Annotated in this window: 11 protein-coding genes; 4 read left to right on the forward strand and 7 right to left on the reverse strand. The window is 43.5% G+C overall.

The features are described from left to right. Nucleotides 1–23: 23 nt before the first annotated feature. The 6 genes from QWT69_RS03055 to QWT69_RS03080 form a co-directional block, all read right to left on the reverse strand. The gene (locus tag QWT69_RS03055) at nucleotides 24–995 is read right to left on the reverse strand and encodes an ABC transporter ATP-binding protein (protein WP_317968853.1); all 972 of its coding nucleotides are present in this window, start codon (nucleotides 993–995) and stop codon (nucleotides 24–26) included. Next, a complete protein-coding gene (locus tag QWT69_RS03060) occupies nucleotides 982–2,007 on the reverse strand; it encodes an ABC transporter ATP-binding protein (protein ID WP_317968855.1) in 1,026 nt (341 codons plus the stop codon). Before QWT69_RS03060 ends, QWT69_RS03055 begins: the two co-directional genes overlap by 14 nt. A gap of 10 nt (nucleotides 2,008–2,017) precedes the next feature. Beyond that, a complete protein-coding gene (gene opp3C / locus QWT69_RS03065) occupies nucleotides 2,018–3,034 on the reverse strand; it encodes an oligopeptide ABC transporter permease (RefSeq protein WP_317968857.1) in 1,017 nt (338 codons plus the stop codon). A 1-nt stretch (nucleotide 3,035) separates the two neighbouring features. Next, entirely contained in the window at nucleotides 3,036–3,965 is a 930-nt protein-coding gene (locus QWT69_RS03070; protein ID WP_317970873.1) for an ABC transporter permease, read from the reverse strand. Nucleotides 3,966–4,064: 99 nt separating this feature from the next. After that, complete coding sequence (locus QWT69_RS03075) at nucleotides 4,065–5,744, reverse strand: peptide ABC transporter substrate-binding protein (RefSeq protein ID WP_317968859.1); 1,680 nt, start codon at nucleotides 5,742–5,744, stop codon at nucleotides 4,065–4,067. A gap of 94 nt (nucleotides 5,745–5,838) precedes the next feature. Continuing rightward, nucleotides 5,839–7,323 carry a leucyl aminopeptidase gene (locus tag QWT69_RS03080; RefSeq protein WP_317968861.1) on the reverse strand — a complete coding sequence of 495 codons (1,485 nt, stop codon included), beginning with the start codon at nucleotides 7,321–7,323 and terminating at the stop codon, nucleotides 5,839–5,841. Nucleotides 7,324–7,566: 243 nt separating this feature from the next. On the opposite strand from QWT69_RS03080, the gene QWT69_RS03085 reads away from it, so the two are divergent. Continuing rightward, a complete protein-coding gene (locus tag QWT69_RS03085; RefSeq protein ID WP_317968863.1) occupies nucleotides 7,567–9,354 on the forward strand; it encodes a S9 family peptidase in 1,788 nt (595 codons plus the stop codon). Nucleotides 9,355–9,509: 155 nt separating this feature from the next. Next, nucleotides 9,510–10,952 carry an aspartate ammonia-lyase gene (gene aspA / locus QWT69_RS03090; protein WP_431312311.1) on the forward strand — a complete coding sequence of 481 codons (1,443 nt, stop codon included), beginning with the start codon at nucleotides 9,510–9,512 and terminating at the stop codon, nucleotides 10,950–10,952. Nucleotides 10,953–11,431: 479 nt separating this feature from the next. Here aspA and QWT69_RS03095 read toward each other — a convergent pair whose 3' ends face one another. Next, nucleotides 11,432–12,535, reverse strand: a complete 1,104-nt coding sequence (locus QWT69_RS03095; protein WP_317968867.1) for a Fic family protein — start codon at nucleotides 12,533–12,535, stop codon at nucleotides 11,432–11,434. A gap of 709 nt (nucleotides 12,536–13,244) precedes the next feature. Here QWT69_RS03095 and QWT69_RS03100 point away from each other — a divergent pair. Both QWT69_RS03100 and QWT69_RS03105 read left to right on the forward strand, forming a co-directional pair. After that, nucleotides 13,245–14,462 (forward strand): M20 family metallopeptidase, encoded by a 1,218-nt coding sequence (locus QWT69_RS03100; protein ID WP_317968869.1) that lies wholly within the window; start codon nucleotides 13,245–13,247, stop codon nucleotides 14,460–14,462. Between the two features lie 14 nt (nucleotides 14,463–14,476). After that, on the forward strand, nucleotides 14,477–15,553 hold the full coding sequence (locus QWT69_RS03105) for a tartrate dehydrogenase (RefSeq protein ID WP_317968871.1): 1,077 nt from the start codon (nucleotides 14,477–14,479) through the stop codon (nucleotides 15,551–15,553). The last annotated feature ends 39 nt before the right edge of the window (nucleotides 15,554–15,592 follow it).

A 15,592-nucleotide genomic window follows, 5' to 3' on the forward strand; every position in this document is an offset into this window, starting at 1 on the left:
AAGTTTCCACCTTCCGGATATTTTTAGTTTTTCTTTTCATATAAATGACACGATACAAAATGTTCTTCTTCTATTTCTTTGAAAGCCGGGACGACTTGTGCACAAATATCCATGGCAAATGGACATCTTGTTCGGAATGCGCATCCGCTAGGCGGCGACAATGGACTTGCGATTTCTCCGCGCAACTCGATTCGTTCTCTGTTTTTTTCAACTCTTGGATCCGGTAAAGGTATCCAGGAGATTAATGCTTGCGTATAAGGATGAAGCGGTTTATTGTACAACTTTTCACTCGTCGTCAACTCAACCATTCTTCCTAAATACATGACACCAACCCGGTCGCTAATATGTTTAATCATCGACAGGTCGTGGGCGATGAATAGATAAGTCAATCCTCTCTCTTCCTGCAGTTCTTGAAGCAGATTGACTACTTGGGCCTGAATGGACACGTCGAGTGCGGAAATGGGTTCATCCAGAATGATAAATTCCGGATTGACCGCCAATGCACGGGCAATACCAATACGCTGTCTTTGTCCACCGCTGAACTCATGGGGGTACCGGTTCGCGTGCTCCCGATTTAATCCGACGGTTTCGAGTAATGTGCCGACAAGTTCTTTCCGCTCCTTTTTGGAGGTTGCTATACGCTGGTAATCCGCACCTTCAGAGATTAAGTCTTGTACGGTCATCCTTGGATTCAGTGACGAATAAGGATCTTGGAAGATCATTTGCATATTTTTAGCGCGTGTTTTCATATTGCCGGTCCCTGAATGGATATTCTTTCCATCAAATAGAACATGTCCGTTTGTCGGTTCATAGAGTCCCATAATCGTTCTGCCCGTAGTTGACTTACCACAACCTGATTCACCGACGAGCCCTAATGTTTCACCTTTATAAATGGAGAACGACAAGTCATTAACAGCTTTCACTACTTGTTTTTTTCCAACTTTAAAATGTTTCTCTAAGTTTTCCACTTCAATCAGCACTTCATTTGACTGCATATACTTCACCTCCTACTATGGATTCCTGCGGCAAACTAACTGAAGGCGCGTTAGTATCCAATAACCAACATGCGGCGCTATGGGTAGGCGACACATCTGAGCGTGCTGGCATTTCCTCCAGGCAGACTTTCATCGCGTACGGACAACGTGCGGCGAAAGGACAACCTAATGGCGGCGTCAATAAATTCGGAGGAGTCCCCGGTATGGCTCGTAATTTTGAGCCCATATGCAATTTAGGCATTGAAGCTAGCAGACCCCATAAATACGGATGCTTCGGATTATAGAACAGTTCATCAACTGTGCCAGTTTCCACAATGACGCCTGCATACATAACTGCGACGCGGTCCGCTAAATTGGCGACAACTCCTAAATCATGTGTGATGAAGATGATGCCCATATTCAATACGTTCTGCAAATCACGCAAGAGCTCTAGAATTTGTCCTTGGATAGTGACGTCGAGCGCAGTCGTCGGTTCATCCGCAATCAGTACTTTCGGATTGCAGGCAAGTGCCATTGCAATGACGGCCCGTTGCCGCATACCTCCTGAAAATTGGTGAGGATATTGCTTATACCGTACTTCTGGATTCGGAATTTCTACTTTTTTCAATAGTTCAACCGTCTGAGTCTTAGCTTCTTTACTGGACAGCTTCTGGTGTTTCTTTAATCCTTCAGAAATCTGCCGCCCTATTGTCATCGTGGGATTCAAGGAAGTCATTGCGTCTTGGAAAACCATAGAAATCTCTGCCCCACGGATCTTTTGCATCGCTTTATCGGATAAAGTCGTTAGGTCTTTGCCGTTATACAATACTCTCCCGCCTGTAATCTTACCGGGCTTTTTCAGAATTCGCATAATTGCGCGGGAGGTGACCGATTTACCGGAACCCGATTCACCGACAATTGCTAATGTCTCCCCGGCTGAAAGTTGGAGATTGATGCCTCTGACAGCTTTTACTTCGCCGGCGTACGTATTGAAAGAAACGGATAGATCTGTAACGTCTAATAGTTGGTTCATGGAATTCCTCCTACACTCTCATTTTTGGGTCAAATGCATCTCGGAGCCCGTCTGCTAAAATATTAAAAGAGATCAAGAGCAATGAGATGATCAGTGCCGGCCAAATGACGATATGCGGGAAGATAGTGACTGCACTGTACCCTTCACTCGCCAATGAGCCAAGTGAGGCTTGCGGAGCACGGATACCTAAACCGATGAAACTAAGGAATGCTTCAAAGAAAATAGCACTTGGAATAGTGAACATCGTCGTAATGATGATCTGCCCCAAAGAGTTTGGCATCAAATGCTTAAAGATAACCTTATGGTGGGGAGCACCTAAAGTCCTCGCAGCTAGCACATATTCCTCATTTTTCAGTTTCAGCATTTGTCCCCGTACAACCCTTGACATGCCTGTCCATCCTGTAATCGTCATCGCGATTACAATAGAAGTAATTCCAGGTTGGAGCAGAAGTATGACTAGTAAAATCAAAATTAGATTCGGCAAACCGATTAATATTTCTAGAATCCGCTGCATGATATTATCGACCCGCCCACCGTAATAAGCGGATATACCACCGTAAACAACTCCGATGACCAGGTCAATTGCTGCAGCGAGCAGAGCGATGAACAATGATACACGTGTACCTTCCCAAATCCGCGTCCATTGATCACGTCCGAGACTGTCTGTGCCAAACCAGAAATATGTATCGACGTCTTTAATTGCATATTGATCGTTACCGTTAATATCCGTACCGTCCATACCGAGCCATGAAATGTTTTCAAGAATGGGCACTTTGGGTGGTAAATAGGCTCTGCTGACATCTTGATCGTCAAATCCATAGCTGTTCATGAATGGACCGAATACGGAAAGTAGCATCAGAATGATGATGATTGCCAAAGCGATGGCAGACGCTTTGTTTTTAAGTAACCGGGAAATTGCGTCAGACCAAAATCCATTTGTTGAGCTTTCAATTTTCTCTGATTGGGTTTTATCCATCGTCGCTTTTTCGAACATGTCCAATTGTCGTTTGTTAGTTGTTTTCACCATATTACGTACCATCCCCTGACAAGCGTATTCTAGGGTCGATAACTCCATACAGGACATCGACGAGCAACATGACCCCTATGAATAATGCGCTGTAGAATAGGGTGATGCCCATGATCATTGGATAATCGTTTGTCATAATTGACTCAATTAGTTGCCCACCTAACCCCGGAATAGCGAAAATGCTTTCAATGACCAATGTACCGGTCATCAAACTGACCATTTTAGGGCCAAGCACCGTAACGACAGGAATCAATGAATTTCGGACTGCGTGTTGTGTGACGACGGTCTGCTTGCTTAGACCTTTACTTTCAGCAGTAGCGATATAATCAGAACCTAATATTTCGAGCATTTCAGTACGCGTATACCTTGAAATTGTCGCGACAACGCCGGTTGCCAATGCGGCGACGGGCAATACATGATGCAACGGACCATCCCAATAGCCAACAGGTAGCCAGCCTAATTTGACAGATAGAAGCAGTTGCAAAAGTACCGCTAATATAAAGGACGGTATAGAAATACCTAAAACAGCTACAATGGTTGTCCCGTAATCCCAGATGGTGTTATATTTTAGCGCTGAGAAAATACCAAGCAGAATTCCTAATAAAGTACCAATGATCAGCGCTTCAACGCCTAATTGCATGGATACAGGAAACTTTTGAAAAATAACCTTTTTAACATCTCTTCCTGGGTATTGGAAAGAGGTTCCTAAATCGCCCTTGACCAAGTTCTTCATATAGAGCGCAAATTGCGTTGTAACCGGTTTATCGAAGCCGTATTTTTCATTCATCACAGCGATTTGCTGGTCTGTCAGATCGTCTTCACTCCCATATGGATCACCGGGCAAGAATTTCATGACGACAAAAGTTAATGTGGCAATGATGAATAAGGTGATAATAGCGTATGTTAATCTGATGAGAATATAGCGTGCGATGGGTAGCACCCCCTGGTTAGTTCGTTTCTGTCAGTAAGGGACTTGCCGCAATCCAACTGTGAGCTGCGGCAAGCTTAAGCTTCAGTTAAAGATGGATTTTTATTCTATATCTGCGTACATCCAAACAATCTTCGTTCCGAAAGATGGTCTTTCGATACCTTTGACATTAGGCTTTTGTAAATAGGCATCACCAGCTTGCCATAATGGCAAAATCGGAGCCTCTTCCAAAAGCATTTTTTCAGCCTGGTGGAATAGGTCGAATCGTTTCTTCGGGTCATCTCCTGCCAATTTTGCCTGGTCAATTAGACTAATATAGTCCTCGTTAATCCAGTCGGTATAGTTACCCGCAATATCCGTCCACTTATCTAAATACGTCATCGGGTCTTGATAGTCCGGGCCCCAGCCGGAAATACTCATATCATAGTTCCGTTCGCGACGAAGACTTAAATAGTTGGAATTCGGTTGTTTATTAATAGTGATTTTCATGCCTGGCAGCTTTGTTTCAAGCTGTTTCTTCACATATTCTGCTAAATTGGAACTGCTTTGATCTGTCCCTGAAACGAGCAATTCGATGGAAACCGTATCTGTTCCGAGTTCCTGTAACCCTTTTTCCCATAGTTCCAATGCTTCTTCAGGGGACTTATGGTTGTAGCCTTCTGGTGATTTGTTTCTAAAATCCTTGCCGTCTGCATCTTGTACGAAGTCTTTCGCCACAAAATATTGAGCTGCAATGGATCCGTTATTTAACACTTTGGAGACAAGCTCTTCGCGGTCAAATGAATTCAACATAGCGACACGGATGTTTTTATTCCCGAATGCTTCCACCTTTTTTGTGTTAAGCATCAAGTAGGAAACGCGTGATTGAAGTGACGTGTTGAAGTCTTCTTGACCTGAATATTGAGTAACGAACTCTGATGAAAGACCGTCTACTACATCCAATTTGCCCTGTTGGTAAAGATTGATTTGAGTTGTCAATTCTTTCACGACTTTGAAGTTGGCTTCGTCGATAGTCACGTTATCCGCATCCCAATATTTTGGATTCTTCGTGAATGTCCAACCGTCTCCGCGTATCCATTTTGTCATCGTATACGGACCGTTATAGATGAGGTTGTCTGTTTCTTGCGCATAAGACTCACCTTGGGCGTTGTAATAGTCTTCATTAATCGGCATGAAAGGGGTGAATCTTAGCATGCTTAAGAAGTAAGGTGTTGCAACGTCCAGTGTTACTTCCAATGTCTTTTCATCGAGTGCTTTCACACCCAGTTCCTCGTACTTACCGAATAATTCATGCTCCGGGTCTAGAATCGCTTCCGCATTTTTAATGCCGGCAGCGGGGAAGATGTATGAATAGACAGCCGCAATTTCAGGGTCCACCATCTTCTTCCATGAAAATTCGAAGTCATTAGCAGTGACAGGCGTGTCATCTGACCAAACTGCATCCTTTAAAATCTTGAATGTATAGACGAGTTTGTCGTCACTGATCTCGGGCATTCCTTCAATCAGTTCCGGAACGGGTTCGTTGTTTTCGTTCATTCGCATTAGTCCTGACATAAGGTGGCTCAATGCTATGTTAGATGCTGTGTCACGCGCTTCTAAGGAATTCAATGTCGGTAAATCATTGGCGCTCGCGAAGTTAAGTACTTTTGGAGTGCTACTTGTGCTTTCGTCGGAATTCTGGCTTCCGTCTGCAGTTTTATTATCATCACTGGAACACGCGGTAAGAATGACTGCTAAAAGCATAATTGCTACGAAAGAAAAAACATGAATGGTCTTCTTCAATTCAACTACCTCCAGTATGGAATTTATTTAGTGATAAATAATATATTCTATAGTATCGTTGCGTAAAAATTAATTCTCCCAAAGGAGAACCGAATTATGCTTGATGGTTTAAGACATAGTGAGTAACCGTGCTAATCATTGAACCTGTTGCGCCGACTGGGCCAAGGTCATTAGCTTCATGCGTATAGCCGGAACTTGAAATATCAAGATGAATCCAAGGTGTGTCACCGACGAATTGTTCGATAAACTTGCCTGCAACACTCGCTCCTCCAAATTTGGCTCCGGAGTTCTTCATATAGGCGACCTGGCTCTTCAATGGATCGAAGTACTCGTCATATAATGGTAACTGCCATGCTTTTTCGCCTCCTTCTTTCGCACTCGCCAATAATTTATCAATCATTTCCTGTTTATTGCCCATGACGCCTGCCGCGATATATCCAAGTGCAACCCTTACAGCACCGGTTAATGTTGCGCAATCGATGAGTGATGTGACACCTAGTGATTTAGCGTATGTGATGCAATCGCCTAGGACTAATCTTCCTTCTGCATCCGTCGAAATGATTTCAACGGTCTTGCCGTCCATCATTGTCACAACATCCCCAGGTTTATAGGCAGAACCGGAAGGCATATTTTCGACACAGCCGACGACAAGCAGCAAGTTCACTTTTGGTTTCAGCTTTGCGATTGTCTCCATTACGCCAATCATCGAAGCGGATCCACCCATGTCTTTTTTTAATAATTCAAGGCCAGGTTTCGCTTTCAACGAAATACCTCCCGTATCGAAAGTGACACCTTTTCCAATTAGACCAAGCACTTCGTCGGATAAAGGATTGCCTTCATACTTGACGGTGACCACATACGGCTTCAGCACACTACCTTGTGCGACACCTAGAATCCCTCCCATTTTCAATTCTTCCAATTGAGACTGATTGAGCACATTTGTTTCTAGACCGTATTTGCCCGCCATTTTGACGATTTCATCTTTGAGGGCGACTGGAGTCAAGTAATTGGCTGGGGCATTCATCAGATTACGAGCATAAACTGTGCTTTCACCGATTGCCTTGCCGAGGGCCAGACCTTGTTGCAGTTCTTCGTTATCAGGGTCATCGACGAACAGATACAGTTGCTTCCGCGCTTCACTTTCGTCCTGTTTAAAAAACTCCTTATATTCATAGTTAGATAGATAAAATGCTTCTGTAATTGCTTGTCCAAAGCGTTTGCTTGAAACTTGATCCGTATGTGCACTGTAAAATGCGATGTCAGTAATACTTTCCGTTTTCAGCTTCCGAACGAGACGGCCAGTAGCTTTACGTAAGCGGTCGAAACTCTGTTCTTCCTTTCTGCCGAGACCAAGGAAAACGACTTGTTTCATCGGCACACTGCCAAATGTAAAGAGGGAAGTGAGAGAAGCATAGGTTCCCAATTCCTGTTCTTCGAAAAACGACGATAGATCCTGTTTCATTTTCTCTGAAAGCTGCCGTAAGACGTTGTCATTCTGCCCATCCTCATACAATCCAATTACTAGAGCATCCGCACTGGTGTCGAATAACGCATGTATTCCTTTTAACTGTACATCCAATTTTCGCACTCCCCTTTTAATAATTCAGAATAATGTTTACAAACAGAGTATAGCATTGTGAAAGTGGATGTCAATACTGTATTCTATAGAATCTGTTAATTTAAAAACTTTAATATGTCAAGAAGCCTATTCGTAAGCTACTTAGCCACCTGATAGACAAAGTGGTTAATTATTTGAATTGCTCCTTAAGTTATAACTGTTAGAATGAAAGACAAGTCTATTGAATCCAAAGGAGGAATACGTATGAATGTACAAGACGAATTAATCGATTACCTAACAGTGAATGCCGCTTACGAACCGGCCGCCATACCGACAACAAGGGCTTTTACGTTTTTGACGAAGTTGACGGGGATGCCGCAACTATGGACGCTAGATGAAAAAGACGAGCCCGTGCAATTGCTACATACGCATGACCGCGTACTTAGCGTCTTTCATTCGCCTGACGGAAATAAAACGGTTATCGGCATCGATCACGAAGGCAACGAAAAGCAACAACTATATATTGTCGATTCAACAGGTGGAGAACCTCAAGTGCTTGTGGAATCTACAGAGAATTTTCATCATTGTGGGGGTTGGTCGCCGGATGGGAAATGGATAGCGTATTCAAGTAATCGTCGGCATCCCGGATTTTTTGACGTCTTCATCATCCATGTAGAAACGGGCGAGACGAAGCAAGTGTTTACGTATGATGCGAACTGTGTGCCTGTTGGATGGATTGACAATGAATCGCTGTTTGTCATGACGAAAGAAACGAATATTGATAGTACAGTTCACATTGTCACAATCAATGGAGGAGAATCCAAACGGTTGATGCGGGACGGGGTTCGAGCGCGTTTCGGAACACCGGTGATCATACCTGGAACTCGAACTGGCTATGTCTTGACGGATTATCATGAAGACACTTTATATATTGCGAAGTTTTCCTTAGATCATCTGGATGCGCTGGCAAGGGTGCGTCACTGGGAACAGTGGGATATCGACGAAATGAGCTTGTCACCTAACGGGCAAGCATTAGCGTTTTGTGTGAATACGGGCGGTGTATCGAAGCTAGGAATTTATTACCCCGAAACGGATTCGTATATACTCGCAAATCCGGTCGAAAAGCATGTAATCGATTCGTTATCTTGGTTGTCGGACAACAAATTGGTGTTCGGTTTGAAGACGCCGACACAACCGGGTGATATATGGACATATGATATCCAGTCGAAAAAGATGGAACGCCTGACATTCATCAGTGCGTCTGAAACGGTAGGGAACTATTGGGTTGAACCGGAACTGCATACATACAAGTCATTTGACGGGCTTGAAGTGCCGTATTTTATCTATTCAAAAGGTGAAGCGGACAACAAGCCGGCCGTCATTTACGTACACGGTGGTCCTGAAGGACAAACGAAAGCGGATTATAATCCAGTGCTTCAATACCTCGTCCATAAAGGATTTACGGTCGTCGCACCGAATATTCGTGGGAGTAACGGATACGGTAGGAAGTATTTACAGCTCGATGATGCGGACAAACGGCTCGATGCGGTCGCGGACTTGGCAAGTCTTACGGAAGAACTAGCGAAAATTCATCACGTCGATTCAACGAAAATTGGTATTATGGGCCGCAGTTATGGCGGTTTCATGGTCCTTGCTGCGTTGACGCATTATCCGGAGCTGTGGGCGGCAGGTGTCGATATTGTCGGCATGTCTAACCTCAGAACATTCCTGCAGAACACAGGTGAGTGGCGACGCTATTTGAGGGAATTTGAATACGGATCACTTGCAGCGCACAGTGACTACTTTGAAGAAATCGCGCCAATGAATTTGACGCATAAGATTACGGCTCCACTTCTCGTTTTTCACGGCAGGAATGATACGCGGGTCCCTGTCAGTGAAGCGGAGCAACTCGTCCGCGATCTACAAGAAAGAGACCGTGAAGTTGAACTGATTGTCTTTGAGGATGAGGGGCATCAGACAGAGAAAATTGGTAATCATATTACGATGCATACGAAAACCGTCGCATTTTTCAGCCGTTATTTAGGAGAGTGAGCGAGTGTTTGTTGGTCAAAAATCAGGAGGAAAAGTCATGGTAAACACTTGTTGAAAGTGGTATGTTAGACGGGGAGTTACTGTGCACTAAATTAGTGAAATAACCTATTTATAGATTGACCAAATTTGCTTGAAGAATGGAAGGATTAGACCTCATGGACATCTACGCTGGACGAATCGAAAAAGATTTTATCGGGGAAAAAGAAGTGCCGAGTCATGTGTATTATGGGATTCAGACTTTGCGTGCGACGGAGAATTTCCCGATCACGAATGAGCATATTCACCCTGAAGTAATCCGCGGAATCGGGATTGTGAAGAAGGCGGCGGCATTATCGAATACGTTAGTGAACGGACTGCAGGCACCGATTGGACATGCGATTGTGGCGGCTGCGCAAGAAGTGATTGACGGCAAGTTGAATGATCAGTTCATCGTTGACCCGATTCAAGGTGGAGCGGGAACGTCTGTTAATATGAATGCGAACGAAGTAATTGCGAACCGTGCGCTTGAAATGATGGGCTATGAGAAAGGTGATTATGCGACGATTAGTCCGAATAATCATGTGAATATGGCCCAGTCAACGAATGATGCATTCCCGACGGCGATTAAGATTGCGGTGTATACGCTTATTAATGAATTGCTTGAAACGATGGAAAAGATGGCGGAAGAGCTTCGCTTGAAAGAGCAGCAATTCGATCTGATCATTAAAATGGGACGAACGCATTTACAAGATGCGGTTCCGATTCGGTTAGGCCAGGAATTCGGTGCTTATCGCCGTGTCGTAGAACGGGATATTAAGCGTATTTCCCGTACGAGAGAAAATCTTTCTGAAGTGAATATGGGCGCAACGGCCGTTGGTACAGGCTTGAATGCGAACATTGACTATATTGAAAATGTCGTGGAACAATTGCGTACGATTAGTGGATTGCCACTCCGTACAGCGGAGCATCTTGTTGACTCCACACAGAACACGGATGTCTATACAGAGATTTCCAGTTCGTTGAAAATCTCGATGATTAATATGTCCAAAATGGCGAACGATCTTCGTCTCATGGCATCTGGTCCACGCGCGGGCTTGAATGAAATCAATTTACCGATGCGCCAACCAGGATCGTCCATTATGCCAGGGAAAGTGAATCCAGTCATGGCGGAAGTCATTAACCAAATTGCATTCCAAGTAATAGGTAATGACCATACAATCAGTTTAGCATCTGAAGCAGGGCAGTTTGAATTGAATGTCATGGAACCGGTGCTTGTGTATAACTTGCTTCAGTCATTGACGATTATGAACAACGGCTTCAATGTATTCCGTGAATATTGCTTAGCGGGCATTACAGCGAATGAAGGACAAATGCAGGAGTACGTGGACCGTAGTATTGGCACACTGACTGCGTTAATGCCGTATATCGGTTATGAGAAGTCATCGATGATTGCGCGTGAAGCATTCATTACGGGCTCATCGATCCGCGATCTGTGTTTGCATTATGAAGTGCTGACAGTGGCGGAGCTCGATCGATTATTAGATGCGCGGAAGATGACGGAGATTCAAGGGAAGAAGTTGGATGTCGTTGTGGAGAAAGCGTTGCAGATGAATAAGTGATGTCAGGTGGGCCGGTTGCGCAGGGGAAGATTGCGTGATCGGCTTTTTTGAGTTTTATGGACTTTTAGGAGGGAGAATGGACTTCTGCGGGCGAGTATGGACTTTTATATAAAGTTTTAGTGCTTGGTACATTATAAAGTTAGGATATTTATGTTATTGCCTGGAGAGTATTGCGAATATCACAGCCAGTAAGTGTGAGACAGGGAGCTATGGTTTGATTATCATTTAATAGCAGATAATTGACTACGGACAAAGAAATATATCACTACTGCGTTCTTTCTTACCACCGAATGACAATGAACGTATCGAGAAACGATAAGCGATGACCATTTCATATTTTTGTCGGGCAACAGTAGAATTATACCTCAGTGTAACCATCAAATAGTTTTGAACACTTTTCGCTAACAGATAAGGTACTCTTCACTAGAATCATCACAAAAGCCCCCCATATTGGAGGGCTTTACTAAAGTATATTGTGGTTAACTTTGAATGATTTGTATCAGATCATAAAAATAATATTTTCGATTTCGTTTACGGTCATCTCCAAATAGCATTCCAAGCTGCTCCAACTCCCTGAATCCTGATCGGACGGTCTGTGGAGATAAGTTTGTGAAATCAGCTATCTGAGATGCGTTTGTAATAGGAGAATGGAATAGCGCCGCCCATACGGTTTTTGTTGAATTCCTTGATATGTTTTGAATCCCAGCTTTGAATAACTGTTCAGCTTGATCTAGCTTTTCATATTGATGATCCGCCATTTTTATCGTTGCATCTAAGAAAAAGACAATCCAATTATCCCAATCAGGATTTTTCTTCCCAATCCCCCGAATGCCATTCAACAGAGCATAGTATCGAAACTTTTCTTTTTCTAATTCCTCGCTTAGGAAAAAGTAAGGAGATTCAATTAGCTTCGTCTGCAAAAGATATAATACAATCAAAATCCTTCCTAGTCGTCCGTTTCCATCAAGGAATGGATGAATGGACTCAAATTGTCCATGGATGATGGCACATTTTATAAGGGGATGCAACCCATCATCCTTTTGATCCTTATAGGGGTGTCCATTCATAAATAGTTCCAAGTTTTTCATGTATTCATCCATGAGTTGGGGTTCAGGAGGAATATATGAAGCCTCTTTTGGGTTGTTGGGGGGACCAATGAAGTTTTGGTCTCTTCGATAGTGACCGGCGGCACTTACAGAACCTCTTGCATCTTTCATTAGAATGCCATGAAGTCGACGAATTAATCTCTCGCTTAGAGGATAGCCGTTCTGAATTTCTTCAATTCCGACGTGCAATGCTTCTTGATAATTCCTTACCTCGACCTTTTGCCAATCTTCACTCTCCAATAACTTATCTTCAAGCATATCACTGAAAGTAACTTGGGTACCCTCAATCCGTGTAGACTCGACGGATTCAAATAAGGTAAGTAATTCGAGAAAAGATTTATTTACCATAGAATAGCTTAGTTTCTCTTTCAATCTTTCCAGTTTCGAATGAGCATCCACAACTTTTTTGTAGAGCCTTAGTTCCGTTTCAGGTGAAAATGAAATCGGGAGCAATGGAAGCGAATATGGGGTCTTCATGGTAGAAATCACCTCTCTTAAGTAAATAAATTTAAATTATCATCCTTAATATAGTATATACCACGATTAGAATTAAAAATACCTAAAACTTTATTTAACTATGATTTTACCTATAATTTCTGATACCCATATAATTCAATAAACCGAGAACTCTCGTTTATACATACATACATACATACATACATACATACATGAAATTTGGTGTCACTCACACAATTGATAAGCCGGTTGCGCAGAGGAAGATTGCGTAATCGGCTTTTTTAGGTTTTATGGACTTTTGCTCAACTGTAATGGACTTTTAGGAGGGAATTTGGACTTCTGCGACAAGTTTTGGAGCCTTGCAGACGTGTATGGACTTTTGGCTGTCGTTTATTGGAATTTTAGTAGTGATTGACTTTTAGGATTTGTAATGGAGTGCTTTCCGCTTCTATTACTTAATCAGATTTACTTTGCCGTCCGGCAATACGCTATTAAATTGCCAATACGTGGTTATTTCACCACCCATAAATTAGGTGATTCTCACGCGATAATTCCCGAAAAACCAGTAACTTACCTAGCTTTGTTCAAAGTGTCCATTATAGGTCGATGGGGTTTTACATAGTGTCCAATCCATTAAAAGCCAAAATTAATTACAATAAAGTTGGAATATTTGAACACATCATATAAAAACGAATTTTAAAACTACCGCGGAAGAGGGGAAAAGATTATAATGAATCAAAAAGTTGAGAGTAAATCGTATGTTCGGGATCGGGAAGCGGTCATTCAATTGACGAAGGAGCTTGTTCAAATACCGAGTGTGTATCGTGAAGGGGAACCGGATGGCAACGAGACGAAAGTTGCGATGTATGTCGCGGATTATTTGAGAAGTATTGGGATTGAGACGCATGTTGAAGAAGTCGTTCCGGGCAGGCCGAATGTCATTGGGGTCGTTGATTCGGGTAAGCCTGGGAAGACGTTGCTGTTTGAAGGGCATACCGATGTCGTAACAGAAGGGAACCGGGAGGCTTGGACATATAATCCGTTCAGTGCGCATGTTGAGAATGGCCGTATGTTTGGCAGGGGAACGAATGATACGAAAGGGAATTTGGCTTGTATGATCACTGCCGTTCATTCGATTTTGCAAGATAAAGAGAGTTTCACAGGAAAAATCATCTTGTGTATTCCGGTCGATGAAGAAGGGATGATGCTTGGCATCAAACATTTCATCAAGCAAGGCTGGGCGGATGATGTAGACGGGGCGATTATTTGTGAGCCTGAAGAAAACAACGTTTGTATCGCCCAAAGAGGAGCTATGCGAATCCGAGTGGATATCTACGGGAAGATGGCGCATGGTGCCATTTCATGGAGCGGCATCAATCCGAACTGGCGAATGGCGCGTTTAATAGTTGAGTTGGAAAAACTCGAAAAGGAAGAGCAGGAAAGACTGGGTGAGGATCCATATTTGAAATGGCCATCTATTACGCCTACAATACTGCAAGCGCCTGTTAAAGGGGATGCGCAGATTAATGTCATTCCGGATCATTGTATGACGACGCTTGATATACGAACGGTTCCAAGCCAGGATCATGAGGAGCTGGTTGGTAAAATAGAGGCCATTATTGAAAAGCTCAAAGAGGCTGATCCTGATTTCAAAGTGGAACTGACAATGTTGGATAACCGTCCTGCTACGTCAACACCTAAAGAGGATCCGGTTGTTGTCGCTGCTTACGAAGCAGTGAAAGCGATTACAGGAAAAGAGCCGATTTACAATGGCGTCCCGGGTGCGACGGATGGGACATTCTTGCATATGCATGGTGTGCCGATTGTCACGATTGGAGCGGGAGACCGAGATGTACCCCACCAAATCGATGAGTATATCGATCTTGAAGAACTGGCGGAGACGACTGCCATTTACAAAGAAGCAGCTTTGCGTTTTTTGGCTGAATAAGGAGAGAACCGCTTATGACGACATACAAAATTGCCGTTATTGCAGGAGATGGCATAGGAAAAGAAGTAATGGCAGAAGCCCTACGCGTCATGGAGGTACTGCAACAATATGATGCGGATTTTAAGTTGCAGCTTGAAGAATTCCCATGGAGTTCAGATTACTACTTAGAACACGGTGAAATTATGCCGAAAGATGGGCTGGACCAATTAAAGAAGTTTGATGCTATTCTGTTTGGTGCAATCGGCGATGCGAGAGTACCAGATGAAGTGACAATTTGGGAACTGATTATGCCGATTCGCAAGCAGTTTAAGCAATACGTTAACTTCAGGCCAGTCAAATCACTGAAAGGCATCGGTTCCCCATTGAAGAACGGTAAGGACATAGACTTTGTCATATTCAGGGAAAACGCCGAGGGTGAGTACTCAAACAGCGGCGGACGGATGTTTGAAGGACAAGCCGATGAAATGGCTGTACAAAATACAATCATGACAAGAAAAGGAATTGAAAACATTACACGAGCAGCCGCTCAATACGCCGTAGCACATGGTAAACAGAAAGTGACAAGTGCCACAAAGTCGAACGCGGTAATTCATACATTAAAGCTTTGGGATGAACACGTCAAACAGGTGCTAGCTGAAGAGTTCCCTGACTTGCAGTTGGAGTCGAACTATATCGATGCGCTTGTCGCATACTTTGTAGAACGGCCGCAGTCCTTTGAAGTCGTTGTAGCATCCAACTTATTCGGTGATATCTTATCCGATCTCGGTTCAAGTCTTGTAGGCGGTTTAGGATTGTCGCCATCAGCAAATATTAATCCTGAAAAAGACTATCCCTCTATGTTCGAACCTGTGCATGGATCAGCACCGGATATAGCAGGAAGAGGCATCGCAAATCCAATTGCTCAAATTTGGTCAGCGGCTCTTATGTTAAGTCATCTTGGCAGACCGGACCTCGCCGAGAAAATTGTTTTGGCTATCGAGCACGTCTTGTTAGACGGCGAAGTACGAACAAAGGATATTGGCGGGTCAGCGTCAACGACAGAGATGGGCGATGCAATCATTGAAAAAATTAACGCACAGATGTCCTTATAAACATGTACAGCATAGCGACTGACTAGATAAAGGAAGTGG

The organism is Sporosarcina oncorhynchi (genome assembly GCF_033304615.1).
Classification (GTDB): Bacteria; Bacillota; Bacilli; order Bacillales_A; family Planococcaceae; genus Sporosarcina; species Sporosarcina oncorhynchi.

Bases quoted from the DNA above. Each gene is read 5' to 3' on its own strand.
- aspA (WP_431312311.1), top strand. From the start codon at position 9,510: ATGGACATCTACGCTGGACGAATCGAAAAAGATTTTATCGGGGAAAAA.
- QWT69_RS03095 (WP_317968867.1), bottom strand. From the start codon at position 12,535: ATGAAGACCCCATATTCGCTTCCATTGCTCCCGATTTCATTTTCACCT.
- QWT69_RS03105 (WP_317968871.1), top strand. From the start codon at position 14,477: ATGACGACATACAAAATTGCCGTTATTGCAGGAGATGGCATAGGAAAA.
- opp3C (WP_317968857.1), bottom strand. From the start codon at position 3,034: ATGGTGAAAACAACTAACAAACGACAATTGGACATGTTCGAAAAAGCG.
- QWT69_RS03085 (WP_317968863.1), top strand. From the start codon at position 7,567: ATGAATGTACAAGACGAATTAATCGATTACCTAACAGTGAATGCCGCT.
- QWT69_RS03060 (WP_317968855.1), bottom strand. From the start codon at position 2,007: ATGAACCAACTATTAGACGTTACAGATCTATCCGTTTCTTTCAATACG.
- QWT69_RS03055 (WP_317968853.1), bottom strand. From the start codon at position 995: ATGCAGTCAAATGAAGTGCTGATTGAAGTGGAAAACTTAGAGAAACAT.
- QWT69_RS03100 (WP_317968869.1), top strand. From the start codon at position 13,245: ATGAATCAAAAAGTTGAGAGTAAATCGTATGTTCGGGATCGGGAAGCG.